Raw genomic sequence first — 18,817 nt, forward strand, 5'->3', positions numbered from 1 at the left:
CTCGGGATGCGAAAAGGCCCGCGGGAAGCTTTCCGCGGGCCTTTTTCGTGCAATCGTGACGAACCGGCCCGCTCAAGCGGTCTTGGTGGTGCCGGTTTTGGTAGTGACGAAGGCCGCCGCCGAGGCGAAGCCCCGGACGCGGAACGCGTTTGCCTTGGACAAGCAGACGAGCATGGTTTCCTCCATCGGAAGCGTAGGATTAGCGGAAGCCGATCCGCCACGCAAGGGGAAAGGAATTGCCTGCCCCCCTACGCCCCCTTGATCCCCGAGCACACCCGCGAGACGAAGGCGTCGATGTCGTCGTTCATGCTGACCGTGCGGCTGGCCAGATCGCCGGCGGCGATCAGCACCTGGCCGGCGGCGTCGGTGGCGGTGCCGGCGGTGGAGGCCACTTCGCCGATGGTGTCGGCCACCGTCTGCACGTCGGCGGCGACGGTGCGGATGGAGCGGCTCATCTCGGCCACCGCCGCGCTCTGCTGCTCGGTGGTGGCGGCGATGCCGGTGGCGTTGTCGTTGATCTCGCGGATCTTGCCGGCGATGTTGCGCACCGCTCCCACCGCCTGGCCGGTGGCCTGGCGCATGCCGTCGATCTGGCTGGAAATCTCGTCGGTGGCGCGCGCCGTCTGGTTGGCCAGATGCTTGACCTCGTTGGCGACGACGGCGAAGCCTTTTCCCGCCTCGCCGGCGCGGGCCGCCTCGATGGTGGCGTTCAAGGCCAGCAGGTTGGTCTGGCTGGCGATCTCGGTGATCAGGTTGACCACCTCGCCGATCTTCTGGGCGGCGGCGTTGAGGCCGTTGATGGCCTCGTCCGTCTCGGTGGCGACCCGCACCGTCTCCTGGGCCATGCGGGCCGAGTTCTGAATGCGCTCGGCCACGTCGCGGATACCCGACGACACCTGTTCGGCGGCGGCGGCCACCGCCTCCACATGGGTATAGGCGTCCTCGGCCGCGCCGGCCACCCGGGTGGATTGCTCGCTGGTCTGCGACGCGATGTCCGACATCTGCTTGGCGGTGGCTTCCAGCTCGGTGGCGGTGGCGGCCACCACGCCGGTGACGTGCTTGATGGTGTTGCCGACGCCGGTGGCCTCGGCGCTGAAGGCCTTGGCGCGCTTTTCCATCTCGGACAGCGCCTTGTTGATCAGGCGGGCATGGTCGGCGAACTCGCCCACCAGGCCGTCGGTGAGGATGTGGCGGAAATAGCGGCCCTCGGAGGTCAGCGCCATGGCGGCGTCGGCTTCCTTGGTGAACACCTCGGTCAGGTCGAGGAGACGGTTGACCGACTTGTCCAGCTGGCCGAGCACGCCACCCTCGCGGATGCCGACGATGCGCACGTCCAGGCGGCCGCCCCCGGCCTCGGCCAGGACCGCGCAGGCCCGATGGATGCTGCGGCGCGCCCGATTGATGTAGAACAGCGCGGCCAGGGCGCCCAGCGACGCCAGCGCCATGGCCCCCGCGTCGAGCAGCGCGCCGCGGGTGGCGGCGATCACCGCGCCCACGCCGCACAGCGCCGCGGCCAGGACGGCGGCGGCCAGGGCCCTAGAGAGAGAAGACGAATTCATCGTAGGGCACTCCCGCGCCTTGCAGTTTGGCGACCACGGCCTGGAAGGCCGCCTCCATGCCGGCCTTGCGGTCGGCGTGGCCGTTCTCGATGGCGAGCAGTTCCTTGTAGAGCGCCTCGGCCTTGGCCACCGCCTCGCGCCGCGGCGAGCGGCGGTTGGAATGGTAGCTGACGATCCTGCCGGCTTGGTCGAAGGTGGGGGTCACGTGGGCCAGCACCCAGTAATGGTCGCCGTTCTTCGAGCGGTTCTTCACGTAGGCGAAGATTTCCTTGCCCGCCTCGATGGTGTCCCACAACAGCTTGAAGACGCAGCGCGGCATGTCGGGATGGCGGATGATGCTGTGCGGCTGATTGAGGATCTCGCTCTCGGAAAATCCCGCCAGCCGCAGGAAAACCTCGTTGGCGTAGATGATCCGCCCCTTGGTATCGGTCTTGCTGACGATGATCTCGTCCGCGCCGAACGTGCGCTCGACCCCGGACAAGTGAACACCAGGACGCGACATGACGTTTCCCCGCATTAGCAGCAAGCGGGTAGCTACCCGCCCAAGCCCGACCAATCCAACCCCTATTCCAGAGGCTATAGCGGAATGGACTTTACACCATAACTCTTGGGAAAAGATGAAGAAGGATGTATCAAAATGTGTCGTCTACTGGAGATACATGGACTATCCGCCATGTGAACTCGACAGGTCAACACGGCATCAATGGGAGCTTTCCGCTTCTCTTGGGAAAAACCCCTATCCCATTGGTTGGTCCTACCACTTATTCCATTGGAATGGATTCAGCCCTGCCGCCCCTAAAGCAAAGCCACTCGTCAGTCTTTATTTTTAATAGTTTTAATTTTAGCGGAACAGCCCGTTCTTTCCCCTTGCAGACGGGCGGCGCCGCCCTATGCTCGCCCCGCCAGAAGGACTGAGCCGCGAGAGCCGGAATGAACTACCGCCACGCCTATCATGCCGGAAACTTCGCCGACGTGATGAAACACGCCACCCTCGCCCTGGCCATCGCCGCCTTGAAGCGCAAGGAAACGCCGTTCTTCGTTCTGGATACCCATGCCGGCATCGGTGCCTACGACCTGGAAGCCCCCCAGGCCGACAGGACCGGAGAATACCTGAACGGCATCGCGCGCGTTCTGGACGCCCCCGCCCCGCCCGCCGATCTGGAGCCCTATCTGGCGGTTGTCCGCTCGTGGAACGCCGGCGGGGCGCTGCGCCGCTATCCCGGCTCGCCCGAGCTGGCGCGGGGCCTGATGCGGCCCCAGGACCGCATGGCCCTGGTGGAACTGCACCCCGAGGATTTCGAGACGCTGCACGCCCGTTTCCACGGCGACCGCCGGGTGGGAGTCCACCACCTGGACGGCTACACCGCCGCCAAGGGCCTGCTGCCGCCGGCCGAGCGGCGCGGCCTGGTGCTGATGGACCCGCCCTTCGAGGTGAAGAACGAGTTCGACCGTCTGCTGGCGGCGCTGCGCCGCGCCCGCAAGCTGTGGCCCACCGGCATCTACATGGTCTGGTACCCCATCAAGGGGCGCGAGCCGGTGGACGGCTTCCTCCAGGCCGTCATCGACCAGGGCGGACCGGAAGCCATGGCGGTGGAAATGCTGCTGCGCCCCGCCACCGATCCGTTCAAGCTCAACGGCAGCGGCCTGCTGGTCATCAATCCCCCCTGGCGGCTGCGGGAGACCCTGGAGCGGGTCCTGCCCTGGCTGACCGGCCTGATGGCCCCGGGAACCGGCGCATGGGACATCCGCCAGCTGATCGCCGAGACGTCCATCGGGCCGTGACCCGATGCTGCAGTGCAAAACTGCAACACTCCTGGAAAATCAGTGCCGAAGCCGTCGCCAGGGCCTTCCCCTCGCCCCGGTCCGGCCCTATATCTTTCCGAAGCGATACACCTTTTCCGATTCAGACCATGACTTGCGCCCGCCCGATCCTCTCCGCCATCCTGGCGCTGCCCCTCTGGGTGGCGGCAGCGGCGGATTCGGCGGAACTGGCCCCCGCCGCCCGGCTGGTTCCCGGCGGCGGCGCGATCCGTTCGGACGCCCCCGCCGCCGGCCCGGGCGAAACCCGCCTGCCCCTGGTCTCGGCCGGAAAACTGTCGGCCGGCGCGATGTCGTCCCCCAGCGGCTCGCCCCTGCCCTTCGGCCAGCCCGGCAGCCCCCTGGCGGTGGGTGGCTATGTCGCCTATGGCAACGGTTCCGCCCAGCTGAGTTCGTCCCTGCGCAGCGACGGCGTCACCAGCGGCGCCAGCCTGTCGGCCTCGTGGGGCAACGACAGCAGGGCCGCCGTCAGCCTGGGCGTCAACCGCACCGACTGGAGCCGCATCAGCCCCAATTCCCAGCATCCGGCCCTGACCCTGGCCGACCCCTATCGCGGCATCGGCAACGACCTCAACATGTCGCTCAGCCTGACCCATCAGGTCAGCCCGTCGTTCAGCGTCGGCGGCATGGCCGGCGCCAACCGGGCCAGCGGCACCGAAGCACCCGAAACCGGCCTGATGGTCGGCGCCGGCCTGGGCTATCGCTTTTAGCGGTCTGTCCAACTTAAGTTGAATGGCATTCCCTTCGCCGTCACCCCCGGACTTGATCCGGGGGTCTGGATGGCCGGGTCAAGCCCACTTCCGTCCGGTTTACTTCGGCCAGCGCTGGTCTCTTGCCTTGCCCAGGCTTGGTTTGAGATGGCTCCACCGGAATGGGGATACGGAAAAGCCTCTTCAACCACCAAGACACCAAGAGGACGGAGCGGATCGCCCCGCCCAACCTCACCGTCATGGCCGGGCATCGTTCCGGCCATCCACGCGGATCCGCTGGAATGCCTCATGAAGCAATAGTCCCTGCGGATGGGCGTGGATGCCCGGAACAAGTCCGGGCATGACGCACCTGGAATGTCCTCTTGGTGTCCTTGGTGTCTTGGTGGTGAAAAAACCCGTCCGCCAGCGCCCAGGCAATTAAACCCGGACAGCCGTGGGTCAAGCCCGGCCATGACGGTTATCAATCTATTCCCGACCGGCGACGCCGCATTCGGCGACGGCCTTGCCCAGTTCCTTGCAGATGGCCTTGGCGGCGGCGTCATCCCTGGTGGCGGCGAACAGGCGGACGAACCGCCCCTTGCCCTCGAGGTCCACCGGCTTCATCACCGGCTCGGACGCCTTGAGCCCGGCCGAACGGCCGGCCAGGATGCCCCACCCCTTCTTCGCCCAGTCCTCGGTCCTGTAGGAGGCGAGATAGACCAGCCGGCGCGCCGTCTCGGGCGGCGGCGCCACCGCTGGAGCGGGAACCGCCGCCATCTCCATGGGCGGGGCCGGCGGCTCGGCCATCATGGGGGCGGGATTGGCGGCCAGCTTCTCTCCATGTTCCAGTCGCAGCACCCAGGGGCCGTAACGGGTCAGCAAGGCACCGTCCTTCATCACCGCATAGCTGGCGAAGGGCTTGCCGCCGCACTCCACGCGCAGGACGGCGACCTTGTCGCCCAGGCCCGGCCAGTCCGGCGCGGCGGCGCCGGTTACCGCCGCCAGCGGCGCATGGTCCCGGCCGTAGCGCGGCGACGGGCAGACGCGTCCGGCGGCGTCGCCGGCCCGCTCCGCCTCCATGGAGACCGGCTGGCCGCGCGGGGCGGAACCGCCATCGCTCACCGCGCCCGAGGCGAAGGCGTCGGTGACGATCCAGGTGCCGTGATGCCAGGCTTCCCCCTCCATGGGCTGGGGCGAGGCGGCGCAGCCCCCCAGCAGGGCCAGGGCGCCGAGGGAGGTGATGGCGAGAACGGGCCGACGGGACATCGTCATCTCACATCACGTCCAGCAGAAGCTTGCGGCGATTGAGCGGCTGAACCGGGCGGGCGTTGTTGGGAAACAGCCTGGCGAAGGCCGCCAGCTGCTCGGCCGAGGCGGTGATGGCCTGACGGTAGACCACCCACTGCACCACCTCGGAACAGGGCGGCGTGGTCAGCGATCCGGCGTAGCGGAAGGTCACCGGGTCCCGGGGCAGCAGCATGGAGGGATCGAGCATGGCCGGCGCCGTGGCCGTCTCGCCGCCCTTGGACGGCATCACCTGCCAGATGGCCTCCAGGGCCGGATTGGCGGTGCCCTTGGCGATCATCACGCCCAGCACCGCCAGTCCGCCATCGGCCGCCTTGTGGACGAAATGGCATTCCATGTCGAAGAACGCCCCGTCCACGCTGTGCTCGCTGGGATGATGGAAGTGGAACTGCAGCAGGTCGAAGGACTTGCCGTCCAGCATCAGAGTGCCGCCGCCGGCGCAATCCACCTGGATGGTGTGGCCGTTGTTCTGGACGCGCAAGGAAACCGGCCGCCAGGCGGTCATGGGATCGCCGATGATGGCGGCGACGGGCCGGGTGAGATCCACCGGCGATTGCTCGCGCCCCATGGAACAGGCGGCGTATTCCGGCGACAGCATGCCCCATTCCTTGGGGCCGCCATGCCCGCCATAGGACCAATGGGCGCCCTCGGCCGCCACCGCCCCGGCAATGGAGCCGCCACAGGTTCCGCACAGGCAGGCGGCGGCGCCGGCCCCCCTGAGGAATGAACGACGATCCATGGAAAGCCCCTCCCGTCAAACCACTTGGACGAAAAGGCTATCGCCAAAGTCGATCGCCGTCACGCCTCCAATTCGGGACGCCCGGAGAACAGCTCCAGGGCTTCCGGATTGGCCAGGGCCTCCTTGTTCTTGACGGAACGCCCATGCACCACGTCGCGTACCGCCAGCTCGACGATCTTGCCCGACTTGGTGCGGGGGATGTCGGCCACCTGGACGATCTTGGCCGGCACGTGGCGCGGCGTGGTGTTGTCCTTGATGCGGCTCCTGATGCGCGCCTCCAGCTCCGGCGACAGCTTCAGCCCGTCGCGCAGCCGCACGAACAGCACCACGCGGACGTCGCCCTGCCAGTCCTGGCCGATCACCAGGCTTTCCAGCACGTCGTCGATCTGCTCCACCTGACGGTAGATCTCGGCGGTGCCGATGCGCACCCCGCCGGGATTCAGCGTGGCGTCCGAGCGGCCGAACACGATGATGCCCCCGGTTTCGGGGTTCACCTCCACCCAGTCGCCGTGCGTCCACACGCCGGGGAACTTCTCGAAATAGGCGGCGCGGTATTTGGCGCCGTCGTCGTCGTTCCAGAATCCCACCGGCATGGAGGGGAAGGCCCTGGTGCAGACCAGTTCGCCCTTCTCGCCCGCCAGCGCGCGCCCGTTCTCGTCGAACACCTCCACCTTCATGCCCAGGCCCGGCCCCTGGATCTCGCCCCGGTACACGGGCGCGAGCGGATTGCCCAGCATGAAGCACGAGATGATGTCGGTTCCGCCCGAGATGGAGGCCAGCTGCACGTCGGCCTTCACCTTGGCGTAGATGTAGTCGAAGCCCTCGGGCGCCAGCACCGAGCCGGTGGAACAGATGGTGCGCACGGTCTTCAGGGAATGGGTCCTGGCGGGCTCGAGGCCCATCTTGGCGATGGCGTCGATCCACTTGGCCGAGGTGCCGAACAGGGTCATGCCCTCGGCATCGGCCAGATCGAACAGGATGTTGCCGCCCAGATGGCTGGGATTGCCGTCATAGAGAAGCAGGGTGGCCTCGGCCCCCAGGCCGGCCACCAGCCAGTTCCACATCATCCAGCCGCAGGTGGTGAAGTAGAACACCCGGTCGCCGCGCTTCACGTCGCAATGCAGCCGGTGCTCCTTCAACTGCTGGATCAGGGCGCCGCCCGCCGCGTGGACGATGCATTTGGGCGCACCCGTGGTGCCAGAGGAATACATGATGTAAAGGGGGTGGTCGAAGGGCAGCCGGAGGAACTCCACCGCCTTGGCGGCGAAGGGCGCCAGGAAATCACCGAGATGCGCCGCCTTGGGCAGGCCCGATATGTCCGCCGCCTCCCTCGTGTAGGGCACCACCACCACCCGCTCCAGCGAGGGGATGCCCGGCACGATGGCGGCCAGCTTTTCCAGGCAGTCGTGGCTCTTGCCGGAATAGAAATAGCCTTCCGCCGCCACCAGCACCTTGGGCGCGATCTGGCCGAAACGGTCCAGCACGCCCTGGACGCCGAAATCGGGCGAGGCCGAGGACCAGATGGCGCCCAGGCTGGCCGCCGCCAGCATGAAGGCCACCGATTCCGGCATGTTGGGCATGTAGCCCGCCACCCGGTCGCCCACCCCCACTCCGGCGGCGGCCAGCGCCTGCTGGATGCGCGACACCAGGGCGTGGAGCTCGGCGAAGGACAGCCGCCGCCTGACCTTGTCCTCGCCCCAGAAGACGATGGCGTCGCCGTCGTCCGCGCGGCGCAGCAGATTCTCGGCGAAGTTCAGCCGGGCCTCGGGAAACCACCGGGCGCCCGGCATGCGGTCCGCGTCGTCCACCACAAGCGCGCCCGGCCCGTCGCCGACGATCCCCGCGCTCTCCCACATCAGGGACCAGAACTGGTCGGGCCGGTCCACCGACCAGCGCCACAGCGCCCGGTAATCGGCCGCCCCGGTCCGGAAGCGGGAATCGGCCTCGCGCATGAACCGGGCAAGCGCCGAAGCCTCGGTACGCTCCTTGGACGGTTGCCACAGCAGAACGGACATGCTACCTCCACCCTTTACGATCACTCGTTCGTTTTACCGCGAAGACACGGACTCGCCAAGGGCGATCTCGTGGTAACTACCTAGAGACACGACACAATTCGCCTCAATCAGCCCCTGGAGCTATGGGTGAAGTCGTAGCATAATCGTCGGCCATCAGATCGAGGAATTCGAGCATCCCATGAATGTTTCCATCTCCCACCAGGACGACACCCTGACCGTCCGCCTCGACGGGACCATGGACTATACCGCCACCAGCCTGATGAACGGATTGATCTCCGACATCAACTCCATTTCGGCGTCGCGGGTCATCTTCGACCTGGCCAAGGTGGCGCGGGTGGATTCCGTCGGCCTGGGGATGCTGCATCTGGCCAAGGACGAGATCGTCGGCAAGGGACGCCACCTCACCCTGCGCGGCGCGGCCGGCAGCGTGCGGCGCCTGTTCGAGCTGACCGACGGCGGCGCCAGCTTCGATTTCGAATAGCCGCCGGCCGTGGTGCTGCGCCTGCTTCTGGCGGTCGGCGGACTGCTCGCCTTGTGGTGGGCGGTGCGCTGGTGGTCGAAGGCCCCGCCCGACCGGGCGAAGAAGGCGCTGATCGGCGCCATCCTCGCCGCCCTGGTGATCGGCGGCATCGCCCTGGTCATCACCGGCAAGCTGGCCGGGTTGTTCGCCATCCTCGCCGGATTGTCGCCCTGGATCGGCCGGGCCATGCGCCTGCATCAGCTGTGGCGGGCGTTCCGCCGGATGACCGGGGGCGCCGCCGCCGCCGGCGCCACGCCGCCGCCCGCCGCCCCGCCCGCCGACACCGCCATGACCCAGGCCCAGGCCTACGAAATTCTGGGCCTTTCCCCCGGCGCCACCCCGGACGAAATCCGCGAGGCGCACCGCCGGCTGATGCGCGCCAATCACCCCGACGCCGGGGGATCGACCTGGATCGCGGCGCGCCTCAACCAGGCCCGTGACATCCTCCTGGGATAAATATACAGGGGCAAACCGTTGCTTCCGTCGCGCGGGCATGGCAAAACATGCCGCGACCGAAACAAGGCGCGGCTGCGCGCGCCGGTGGTCGAGACAAAGCTTCAGGAGTGATCGATGACTCGTCGAGTCCGCAAGGCCGTGTTCCCCGTGGGTGGCATGGGCACCCGCTTCCTGCCCGCCACCAAGGCGATGCCCAAGGAAATGCTGCCGGTGGTGGACAAGCCGCTGATCCAGTACGCGGTGGAAGAAGCGGCGGCGGCCGGCTGCGAGCACTTCATCTTCGTCACCGGCCGCGGCAAGAACGCGCTGGAGGACCATTTCGACCACAACCCCGAGCTGGAGCGCATCCTCAAGGATCGCGGCAAGTTCGATCTGGTCGAGGCGGTGACCTCGTGGATGCCCAAGTCGGGGCAGATTTCCTACACAAGGCAAAGCGAACCCCTGGGCCTGGGTCACGCCGTGTGGTGCGCCCGCGATCTGGTGGCCGACGAGCCCTTCGCCGTGCTGCTGCCCGACGACCTGATCCTCTCCAAGACCGCCTGCCTGAAGCAGATGGCCGCCGTCCACACCGAGGTGGGCGGCCACGTGGTCGCCGTCTCCGACGTGCCGCGCGAGCACACCAAGCGCTACGGCATCCTGGACGTGGAGCACGACAACGGCCGCCTGGCCCGCGCCAAGGGCCTGGTGGAAAAGCCCGACCCCGAGGTGGCGCCCTCGACGCTCTCCATCATCGGGCGCTACATCCTGCATCCGGCGGTGTTCGACGTGCTGGACAAGAAGGAAAAGGGCGCCGGTGGCGAGATCCAGCTGACCGACGCCATCAGCCAGACCATCGGCATGGTCCCCTTCCACGGCCTGCGCTTCGAGGGCACCCGCTACGATTGCGGCGACAAGGTGGGCTGGCTGGAAGCCAACCTGGCCTTCGCCCTGGCCCGCGACGACATGGCCGAGGCCGCCCGCGATCTGATCACCCGTTTTCACGGCTAAGGACTAAAGCGTCATGCGCATCGCCATGATCGGCACCGGCTATGTGGGCCTGGTGTCGGGAACCTGCTTCTCGGAATTCGGCATCGACGTGGTCTGCGTCGACAAGGACGCCGGCAAGATCGAGAAGCTGCACCAGAACATCATGCCCATCTACGAGCCGGGCCTGGACGACATGGTGGCCGCCAATGTGGAGGCCGGCCGCCTCAGCTTCACCACCGACCTCAAGGAAGCGGTCAAGGACGCCGACGCGGTGTTCATCGCCGTGGGCACGCCGTCCCGGCGCGGCGACGGCCATGCCGACCTCTCCTACGTCTACGCGGCGGCCGAGGAAATCGCCGACGCCATGACCGGCTACACCGTGGTGGTCACCAAGTCCACCGTGCCCGTGGGCACCGGCGACGAGGTCGAGGCCATCATCCGGAAGCGCCGCCCCGACGCCCGGTTCGACGTGGTGTCCAACCCCGAGTTCCTGCGCGAGGGCTCGGCCATCAACGACTTCATGCGCCCCGACCGCGTGGTGATCGGCACCGAATCCGACGCCGCCCGCAAGGTGATGAGGCAGCTCTACCGCGTGCTCTACCTGATCGAGACGCCCATCGTCTTCACGTCGCGGCGCACCTCCGAGCTGATCAAGTACGCCGGCAACACCTTCCTGGCCACCAAGATCACCTTCATCAACGAGATCGCCGATCTGTGCGAGAAGGTGGGCGCCGACGTCCACGACGTGGCCAAGGGCATCGGCCTGGACGGCCGCATCGGCAAGAAGTTCCTGCATCCCGGCCCCGGCTACGGCGGTTCGTGCTTCCCCAAGGACACCCTGGCCCTGGTCAAGACGGCGCGCGACTTCAACGCCCCCCTGCGCATCGTCGAGACGGTGGTCGCCGTCAACGACGAGCGCAAGAAGCAGATGGCCGAGCGCGTCACCGCGGCCTGCGGCGGGTCGGTCAAGGGCAAGACCATCGCCGTGCTGGGCCTGACCTTCAAGCCCAACACCGACGACATGCGCGACTCGCCGTCGCTGGACATCGTCAAGGCCCTGATCGAGGCGGGCGCCACCGTCAAGGCCTTCGACCCCGAGGGCATGGAAGAGGCGAAAAAGCTGCTCCCGGCCTCGGTCGAATACTGCAAGGACGCCTACGCCACCATGCCGGGCGCCGCCTGCGCGGTGATCATCACCGAGTGGAACGAGTTCCGGGCGCTGGACCTGAAAAAGGTCAAGTCCCTGCTGGCCCAGCCCGCCATCGTCGACCTGCGCAACGTCTACGCGCCCGACGAGATGGCCGAGATGGGCTTCGCCTATACCAGCATCGGACGGCCGTAGGTCACCCTTCCGCCATCGGCCGCCGCTTGGCGCCGATGGCGGGGTTGACCGCCGCCTGCCGGCACAGTTCGGCATAGCCGGGAATCTCGCGCCCGATCAGCGGCAGGCCGCTCTCGGCGATGAAGGCGTCCACCTCGGCCATGGAGAAGTTCTCCACCGCCACGCCGAGCGCCCTGGCCCGGTCCACCATGTCCAGTTCCTGCCCCCAATAGCCGCAGGACGGCGCCGGAATGTTGCGGTGGATGGCCCGCATGTCGGGCTGCATGCAATCCATGCGGTAATAGGGCCAGATGTCGGCATAAAGGAAGTCCACGCCCTCCACCCGCACCTCGCGGGCGTCGGCGTTGATGATCTCCAGCTTGCTCCGCTGCGGCCAGGAATCGAAGCCGCTGGCCTCGGTGAGCATGGCGATCACCTCGGCATCGAGATCCACCACCACCACCCGTTCCACCGCCTTCAGCGCCGAGACGGCGAAGGCCATCACCCCCATGCCCAGCCCGCAGATGACCACCGTGCCGCGCGCCGCCCCCAGATGGGGCATCTGGCTCTCCATCTCGCCCGGCACCAGACTCATCCAGGGCGTGCCATCTCGGGCCAGGATGGCGTTCATCCAGGTGAGAGGCCGGGGACCGGTGAAGTAGCCGGGCGCCGCGATGATGAAGGCACGGTCCAGCCGCCACGTGCCCCTGGCCATGGCCTGATAGCGCGGCATCGGCATGGGCGGAAAGGGAAGGTCGCCCGCCGGAAAGACCATCTCCGCCGCCGCCAGCGCCGCCGGTTCGAACACGTCCATTGCCGCCTGACCGCCCATTCCACGCCCTCGGATTGCGCATGATGAGGCAGTGTATTTCATTGCGGGATTTACTCAACAGGCATGATCGTCTTGCGTTGGGGCGGCCCGGCTTGGCCGCCGAACTCCCGCCCGGCCCTTTGCCGCCATTGACACCCGCCCCGCCATCGGCCATCAACGCCAGAGCAGTTCCGCAGGCAGGGAGACCGGCGCCATGGCCGCAGTGAAGACGATCGCCACCACTCCTTTTTCCGGCCAGAAGCCCGGCACTTCGGGTCTGCGGAAGAAGGTCAAGGTCTTCGCGCAACCCCACTACCTGGAGAATTTCGTCCAGTCGGTGTTCGACAGCATCGGCGACATCGCGGGCAAGACCCTGGTGCTGGGCGGCGACGGCCGCTACCACAACCGCACCGCCATCCAGACCATCCTGAAGATGGCCGCCGCCAACGGCTTTGCCAAAGTGATGGTCGGCAAGGGCGGCATCCTCTCGACCCCGGCGGCATCCTGCGTCATCAGGAAGTACAGGACCTTCGGCGGCATCATCCTGTCGGCCAGCCACAATCCCGGCGGCCCGGACGAGGATTTCGGCATCAAGTACAACATCCCGGCCGGCGGACCGGCGCCCGAGGCCATCACCGAGGCCATCCATGCCCGCTCCCAGGTGATCGACGGCTACAAGATTCTCGAGGCGGCGGATGTGGACCTGGACACGCCCGGCAGCCGCGACCTGGGCGGCATGGAGGTCCAGGTCTTCGACCCCGTCGCCGATTACGCCGAACTGATGGAAAGCCTGTTCGACTTTGGCGCCATCCGGGCCGCCTTCGCGAGCGGTTTCCGCATGAAGTTCGACGCCATGCACGCGGTGACCGGCCCCTACGCCACCGAGATCCTGGAGCGCCGCCTGGGCGCCCCTGCCGGCACCGTGATGAACGGTGTGCCGCTCGAGGATTTCGGCCACGGCCACCCCGACCCCAATCTGGTCCATGCCCACGATCTGGTCGAGGCGCTCACGGGGCCCGGCGCCCCCGATTTCGGCGCGGCGTCAGACGGCGACGGCGACCGCAACATGATCCTGGGGCGCGACTTCTACGTCACGCCGTCGGATTCCCTGGCCGTGCTGGCCGCCAACGCCACGCTCTGCCCCGGCTACCGCAACGGCCTGAAGGGCATCGCGCGCTCCATGCCCACCAGCGCCGCCCCCGACCGGGTGGCGGCGAAGCTGGGCATCCCCGCCTGGGAAACCCCCACCGGCTGGAAGTTCTTCGGCACCCTGCTGGACGCCGGAAAGGCCACCTTCTGCGGCGAGGAAAGCTTCGGCACCGGCTCGGACCACGTGCGCGAGAAGGACGGGCTGTGGGCGGTGCTGGCCTGGCTGAACGTCCTGGCCGTGAGGAAGCAAAGCGTCGCCGACATCGTCACCGCCCACTGGACGGAATACGGCCGCAACGTCTATTCCCGCCACGACTACGAAGGCATCGATTCCGCCGCCGCCGAGGGGCTGATGGAGCATCTGCGGGGGCTTTCGCTGAAGGGCCAAAAGCTCGGCACCTACACCGTCGCCTTCAACGACGACTTCGCCTACACCGATCCGGTCGACGGCTCCGTCTCGAAGAAGCAGGGCATCCGGGTGGTGTTCGAGGACGGAAGCCGCGTGGTCTTCCGCCTGTCGGGCACCGGCACCGAGGGCGCCACGCTGCGCGTCTACATCGAACGCTATGAACCCGACGCCGCCAAGCACCACCTCGATCCCCAGGTGGCCCTGGCCGACCTCATCAAGATCGCCCGCGATCTGGCCGAGATCGAGGCCAGGACCGGGCGGACCGAACCGACGGTGATTACGTAAGAAAAAGATTCACCACGAAGGCACGAAGGCACGAAGGGATTATTCTAACCCGTCATCGCCGGGCTTGGCCCGGCGATCCACGCGGTGCCGCAATTGAAACGTTGATGGTGCGGGATGGCGTGGATGCCCGGAACCAGTCCGGGCATGACGATAGGGGAGGTTGGACGACGCCAATTTGAAAGGCCTCTCTGTGCCTCTATATCTCTGTGTGGTTCGTTCATATCGCCTGCAGAAAGAATATCGACATGCTGGAAAACTCAGCCGCCATCGCCACGATTTTATCTCTTGTCGTAGCTGTTGCGTCCCTGGTGTATTCGACATGGCGTTACATCGACATCCGCATGGACGATCAGAAACAACGGCGGTTCAGAACATACCACAGACTTATTCATGAGATTACGGCTGGTAAGGCGGGTGATCCGACACCTTTCGCCCCCTGTCAAGTTGCAGCAGTCTACGAATTAAGAAGCTTTCCGGAATATGCCGAGGTCACGGGTCGTATCCTTGGTGACTTGTCTATTGCCTGGGGTAACTCAACTAACCAAGCGGTTATATCCATTTTGCAGGAAATTGACCTGACCCTCGCCGCCATAAAGGGAAAGAAAAAGTAATGACCGCACACACCTTCCACCCCACCATCCTGCGCGAATACGACATCCGCGGTATCTGCGGCGAGACCCTGTTCGCCGCCGACGCCGAAGCCATCGGGCGGGCTTTCGGCACCCGGGTGCGCCGCAATGGCGGCCATGTGGTTTGCCTGGGCTGGGACGGGCGGCTGTCCAGCCCGGAAATGGCCGAGGCGCTGACCCGGGGCCTGATGGCTTCGGGCTGCACCGTGCGGCGCATCGGGCGCGGCCCCACCCCCATGCTGTATTTCGCCGCCAAGGTCCGGGAGGCCGATGGCGGCATCATGGTGACGGGCAGCCACAATCCGCCCACCCATAACGGCTTCAAGATGGTGCTGGCCGGCAAGCCGTTCTTCGGCCCCGACATCCAGTCCCTGGGCGAGATCGCCGCCAAGGGCGACTTCGCGGCGGGCGAAGGCAAGGTGGTCGAGGATTCGGTGTTCGAGGAATACGTCGCCCGCCTGGCCGGCGATTACGACGGCAAGCACGACCTGCGGGTGGTGTGGGATTGCGGCAACGGCGCCACCGGCGAGGTGCTGCACGCCTTGGTCAAGCGCCTGCCCGGCACCCATACCGTGCTGTTCGGCGAGATCGACGGCCGCTTTCCCAACCACCATCCCCGACCCCACCGAGCCCCACAATCTGGTGGCGCTGCAGGACAAGGTGCTGGCCGAATCCGCCCATCTGGGCATCGCCTTCGACGGCGACGGCGACCGCATCGGCGTGGTGGACGCCGAGGGGCGCATCCTCTATGGCGACCAGATCCTGGTGATCCTGGCCGAGGATCTGCTGAAGGCCCTGCCGGGCGCCACCATCATCGCCGACGTCAAGGCCTCCAAGGTGTTCTTCGACGAGGTGCGGCGCATGGGCGGCAACGCCGTCATGGGCCGCACCGGCCACTCGCTGATCAAGACCCAGATGGCCGAGACCGGCGCGCCGCTGGCCGGCGAGATGAGCGGCCACATCTTCTTCGCCGACCGCTATTACGGCTTCGACGACGCCCTTTACGCCGCCATCCGCCTGCTGGGCATCGTGGCCCGCTGGGATCGCCAGACCATCGGCCAGCGCCGGGACAAGCTGCCCCACATGGTCAACACCCCGGAACTGCGCTTCGACTGCCCGGAGGAGCGCAAGTTCGCCGTGGTGGCCGAGGTCAGGGCGCGGCTGGAAGCCGAAGGTGCCGCCTTCTCCGCCATCGACGGCGTGCGGGTGGACACCCCGGACGGCTGGTGGCTGCTGCGCGCCTCCAACACCCAGGCGGTGCTGGTGGCCCGCTGCGAGGCGGCCAGCCCCGAGGGGCTGAAGCGCCTGCGCGCCACCCTCTCGGAGCAGCTGGCGGCCAGCGGGGTCAGCCTGAGCCATACTCACTGATGACGGCTTGAATTTCTTCGGCTTCGGTTCCAGACTGACATCATTCGAAGGTAGGGGGTCTGCGACCGGTCGCCCCTCCGCAATAACAATATCAGTCAGATCAAGGGGGACCAGTATGTCCGTTGAATCCATCCTGAAGACCAAGGGCAGCGTCGTCTTCACCATCCGTCCCGAGCATTCGGTGGCCGATGCCGCCGCGCTGCTGACCAACAAGAAGGTCGGCGTCGCCGTGGTCTGCGACGCCAAGGGCAAGCTGCAGGGCGTGCTGTCCGAGCGCGACATCGTCAAGGGCCTCGCCCAGTACGGCAAGGCCGCCCTGGAAATGCCGGTGCGCAACGTCATGTCCAGCCCGGTGGTCACCTGCGCGCCGGGCGACAGCGTCAAGACCATCATGGGCGTGATGACCGAACGCCGCATCCGTCACCTGCCGGTGGTGGAGAAGGACGAGCTGATCGGCATCGTCTCCATCGGCGACGCGGTCAATTTCCGCCTGACCGAGGCCCAGATGGAGATGAACGTGCTGCGCGACGTGGCCGCCACGCGGTAGGCCCGCCGGAATGTCATGCTGAGCCTCGTGAAGCATCTTTCAGCCTGAAGCCCTTGCCTGAAAGATCCTTCGGCTCCGCCTCAGGATGACAGGGCCCCATCCGACGCCCCCCGGAATCCATGGATTCCGGGGGCGTTTGCATTTTTGCACCCCCTCCATGCAAGACAGTTATGTTGCAGCGCAAAAATCATGTTGCACTGCGGCATGGTTCTGTTAGATTGGCGTCATGTTGCAGCGCACAACGCGCCCCACCCTTTAAAAGGATCACGCACATGACCATCAAGATCGACGGTTTCGAGAAGTTCGTCGCCCTGGGCAAGGAAAACGCCGACGCTTTCGCCAAGTCGGGCGCCGCCACCGTGAAGGCTTTCGAGGAGATCGCCAAGGCCCAGCAGGCCCTGATCGCCGAGAACGTCAAGAAGGCCGACGCCGCCGTCAAGGCGCTGTTCGCGGTGAAGAGCCCGGCCGAGCTGGCCGACCTGCAGGGCAAGCTGGCCCGCGAGACCCTGGAGAGCGCCATCGCCGACGGCCGCAAGCTGGCCGAGCTGTCGACCACCGCGCTCACCGCCGCGGTCGAGCCGATCCAGGCCCGTTTCGCCGCGCTGACCAAGGTTGCCGCCTAACTTCGATCCGTAAAGGCCCGGTGAGGTTCCTCCCACCTCACCCGGTCTGGATCGAATAGACCGCCGCCGCTTTATGGTGTCCGGGGCTCTCCCCCCCATCCCGCTGCTTCCGGACATTTGCGACGACGGCCACGAGCCCCGGCCTCCCTCCCAAGGCCGGGGCTTTTTCTTTTTTGAGCAAGCAACGTCATCCCGAGCGAAGCCGAGGGATCTCCGCTTGAACGCCTTCTCCGCCCAGGCTCGCTTCCGTCCAGACCGAGATTCCTCCTCCCTGCGGTCGTCGGAATGACGGGATAGGGATGCGGTTGAATTCGGCATTTCTTGACCGATTTGCCCGCGGCACCTACCTTTCTCCTGGAGAAGGAGTGAGCCCATGTCGTTCAAGGGTACCGATAGCTACGTGGCGACCGAGGATCTGCTGGTCGCCGTCAACGCCGCGCTCAAGCTCGAGCGCCCCCTGCTGATCAAGGGCGAGCCGGGCACCGGCAAGACCGTGCTGGCCGCCGAGGTGGCCAGGTCGCTGGGCCGCCCGCTGCTGCAATGGCACATCAAGTCCACCACCAAGGCGCAGCAGGGCCTTTACGAATACGACGCGGTGGCGCGCCTCAGGGATTCCCAGCTGGGTGACAGCCGCGTCCACGACATCTCCAACTACATCGTCAAGGGCAAGCTGTGGGAGGCGTTCGAGGCGCCGACGCCGCCGGTGCTGCTGATCGACGAGATCGACAAGGCCGACATCGAGTTCCCCAACGACCTGCTGCTGGAACTGGACCGCATGGAGTTCCATGTCTACGAGACCAAGCAGGTGGTCAAGGCGGCGCAGCGGCCCATGGTGATCATCACGTCCAACAACGAGAAGGAACTGCCCGACGCCTTCCTGCGCCGCTGTTTCTTCCACTACATCCGCTTCCCCGACCGCGAGACCATGGAGCGGATCGTCGCCGTGCATTTCCCCGGCATCAAGCCGGCCCTGCTGCACGAGGCGCTGACCGCCTTCTTCGACATCCGCGAGGTGGCGGGGCTGAAGAAGAAGCCGTCCACCTCGGAACTGCTGGACTGGATCAAGCTGCTCTTGTCCGAGGATTTGTCGCCGGAAGACCTGCGCGCCAAGGACAAGGCCTCCCTGATCCCCAAGCTGCACGGCGCGCTCTTGAAGAACGAGCAGGACGTCCACCTGTTCGAGCGCCTGGCCTTCCTCAACCGGCGGGAGGGACGCTGATGACCGTCATCTCGTGGACCGAGGCCATGAGCGTGGGCAACGCCGCCCTGGACAGGGACCACCAGAAGCTGATCGAAATGATCAACGACCTGGATCAGGCGGACCCCGACTTCCTGGAGCTGTTCAACGCGGTCCTCGACTACACCACCGGCCACTTCGACCGCGAGGAGACCCACCTGGAGGCCATCGGCTATCCCGGCCTGGATGCCCACCGGGTCCAGCATGACGACTTCGCCGATCAGGTGGCGGACATGCTCAAGCAGTTCCGCGACCGGCCCTTCGATCCGGCAGACACCCGCCTGAAGGATTTCCTGTGGTCGTGGCTGAAGGGCCACATCCTGATCGAGGACCAGCGCTACGCCGCCTGGACCCGGGCCAAGGGCGGCTGA

18 protein-coding genes and 1 pseudogene are annotated in these 18,817 nt (G+C 66.5%); 13 read left to right on the forward strand and 6 right to left on the reverse strand.

From position 1 onward, the window contains the following. Positions 1–248 precede the first annotated feature (248 nt). A complete protein-coding gene (locus ACV4UZ_RS00665) occupies positions 249–1,559 on the reverse strand; it encodes a methyl-accepting chemotaxis protein (protein ID WP_491599034.1) in 1,311 nt (436 codons plus the stop codon). Next, positions 1,537–2,061 (reverse strand): PAS domain-containing protein, encoded by a 525-nt coding sequence (locus tag ACV4UZ_RS00670; protein ID WP_491599035.1) that lies wholly within the window; start codon positions 2,059–2,061, stop codon positions 1,537–1,539. The genes ACV4UZ_RS00665 and ACV4UZ_RS00670 overlap by 23 nt, the downstream gene beginning before the upstream one ends. 428 nt (positions 2,062–2,489) lie before the next feature. Here ACV4UZ_RS00670 and ACV4UZ_RS00675 point away from each other — a divergent pair, with 428 nt between their 5' ends. Both ACV4UZ_RS00675 and ACV4UZ_RS00680 read left to right on the forward strand, forming a co-directional pair. Beyond that, the gene (locus ACV4UZ_RS00675; protein WP_491599036.1) at positions 2,490–3,341 is read left to right on the forward strand and encodes a 23S rRNA (adenine(2030)-N(6))-methyltransferase RlmJ; all 852 of its coding nucleotides are present in this window, start codon (positions 2,490–2,492) and stop codon (positions 3,339–3,341) included. A gap of 128 nt (positions 3,342–3,469) precedes the next feature. Further along, complete coding sequence (locus tag ACV4UZ_RS00680) at positions 3,470–4,087, forward strand: hypothetical protein (protein ID WP_491599037.1); 618 nt, start codon at positions 3,470–3,472, stop codon at positions 4,085–4,087. 465 nt (positions 4,088–4,552) lie between these two features. Here ACV4UZ_RS00680 and ACV4UZ_RS00685 read toward each other — a convergent pair whose 3' ends face one another. The 3 genes from ACV4UZ_RS00685 to ACV4UZ_RS00695 are packed head-to-tail and all read right to left on the reverse strand — an operon-like array spanning position 4,553 to position 8,125. Next, complete coding sequence (locus ACV4UZ_RS00685; protein ID WP_491599038.1) at positions 4,553–5,332, reverse strand: hypothetical protein; 780 nt, start codon at positions 5,330–5,332, stop codon at positions 4,553–4,555. 7 nt (positions 5,333–5,339) lie between these two features. Further along, positions 5,340–6,110, reverse strand: coding sequence for a carbonic anhydrase (locus ACV4UZ_RS00690; RefSeq protein WP_491599039.1), 771 nt, complete (start codon positions 6,108–6,110; stop codon positions 5,340–5,342). A 59-nt stretch (positions 6,111–6,169) separates the two neighbouring features. Further along, entirely contained in the window at positions 6,170–8,125 is a 1,956-nt protein-coding gene (locus ACV4UZ_RS00695; protein ID WP_491599040.1) for an acetoacetate--CoA ligase, read from the reverse strand. A gap of 178 nt (positions 8,126–8,303) precedes the next feature. Between ACV4UZ_RS00695 and ACV4UZ_RS00700 the strand changes: the two genes are divergently transcribed. The 4 genes from ACV4UZ_RS00700 (at position 8,304) to ACV4UZ_RS00715 (ending at position 11,409) form a co-directional block, all read left to right on the forward strand. Further along, positions 8,304–8,606, forward strand: a complete 303-nt coding sequence (locus ACV4UZ_RS00700; RefSeq protein WP_491599041.1) for an STAS domain-containing protein — start codon at positions 8,304–8,306, stop codon at positions 8,604–8,606. 12 nt (positions 8,607–8,618) lie between these two features. After that, the gene (locus ACV4UZ_RS00705; RefSeq protein ID WP_491599042.1) at positions 8,619–9,101 is read left to right on the forward strand and encodes a DnaJ domain-containing protein; all 483 of its coding nucleotides are present in this window, start codon (positions 8,619–8,621) and stop codon (positions 9,099–9,101) included. Positions 9,102–9,215: 114 nt separating this feature from the next. After that, a complete protein-coding gene (galU, locus tag ACV4UZ_RS00710; protein ID WP_491599043.1) occupies positions 9,216–10,088 on the forward strand; it encodes a UTP--glucose-1-phosphate uridylyltransferase GalU in 873 nt (290 codons plus the stop codon). Positions 10,089–10,101: 13 nt separating this feature from the next. Next, positions 10,102–11,409, forward strand: a complete 1,308-nt coding sequence (locus ACV4UZ_RS00715) for a UDP-glucose dehydrogenase family protein (RefSeq protein WP_491599044.1) — start codon at positions 10,102–10,104, stop codon at positions 11,407–11,409. A gap of 1 nt (position 11,410) precedes the next feature. On the opposite strand, the gene ACV4UZ_RS00720 is transcribed toward ACV4UZ_RS00715, so the two are convergent. Beyond that, the gene (locus tag ACV4UZ_RS00720; RefSeq protein ID WP_491599045.1) at positions 11,411–12,220 is read right to left on the reverse strand and encodes a hypothetical protein; all 810 of its coding nucleotides are present in this window, start codon (positions 12,218–12,220) and stop codon (positions 11,411–11,413) included. Between the two features lie 193 nt (positions 12,221–12,413). Here ACV4UZ_RS00720 and ACV4UZ_RS00725 point away from each other — a divergent pair, with 193 nt between their 5' ends. The 7 genes and pseudogenes from ACV4UZ_RS00725 (at position 12,414) to ACV4UZ_RS00755 (ending at position 18,817) form a co-directional block, all read left to right on the forward strand. Beyond that, positions 12,414–14,042: an alpha-D-glucose phosphate-specific phosphoglucomutase gene (locus ACV4UZ_RS00725; RefSeq protein WP_491599046.1), complete on the forward strand. Its 1,629-nt coding sequence runs from the start codon at positions 12,414–12,416 to the stop codon at positions 14,040–14,042. A 245-nt stretch (positions 14,043–14,287) separates the two neighbouring features. Continuing rightward, positions 14,288–14,653, forward strand: coding sequence for a hypothetical protein (locus ACV4UZ_RS00730; RefSeq protein WP_491599047.1), 366 nt, complete (start codon positions 14,288–14,290; stop codon positions 14,651–14,653). Next, positions 14,653–16,039 (forward strand): annotated as a pseudogene (pgmG, locus tag ACV4UZ_RS00735) (phosphoglucomutase/phosphomannomutase PgmG). Before ACV4UZ_RS00730 ends, pgmG begins: the two are co-directional and overlap by 1 nt. Positions 16,040–16,154: 115 nt before the next feature. Further along, positions 16,155–16,586: a CBS domain-containing protein gene (locus ACV4UZ_RS00740; RefSeq protein ID WP_491599048.1), complete on the forward strand. Its 432-nt coding sequence runs from the start codon at positions 16,155–16,157 to the stop codon at positions 16,584–16,586. A gap of 272 nt (positions 16,587–16,858) precedes the next feature. Further along, on the forward strand, positions 16,859–17,209 hold the full coding sequence (locus tag ACV4UZ_RS00745) for a phasin family protein (RefSeq protein ID WP_491599049.1): 351 nt from the start codon (positions 16,859–16,861) through the stop codon (positions 17,207–17,209). Positions 17,210–17,582: 373 nt separating this feature from the next. After that, complete coding sequence (locus ACV4UZ_RS00750) at positions 17,583–18,428, forward strand: AAA family ATPase (protein WP_491599050.1); 846 nt, start codon at positions 17,583–17,585, stop codon at positions 18,426–18,428. Then, positions 18,428–18,817 carry a bacteriohemerythrin gene (locus ACV4UZ_RS00755; protein WP_491599051.1) on the forward strand — a complete coding sequence of 130 codons (390 nt, stop codon included), beginning with the start codon at positions 18,428–18,430 and terminating at the stop codon, positions 18,815–18,817. The genes ACV4UZ_RS00750 and ACV4UZ_RS00755 overlap by 1 nt, the downstream gene beginning before the upstream one ends.

It is taken from the genome of Paramagnetospirillum sp. (assembly GCF_058402745.1).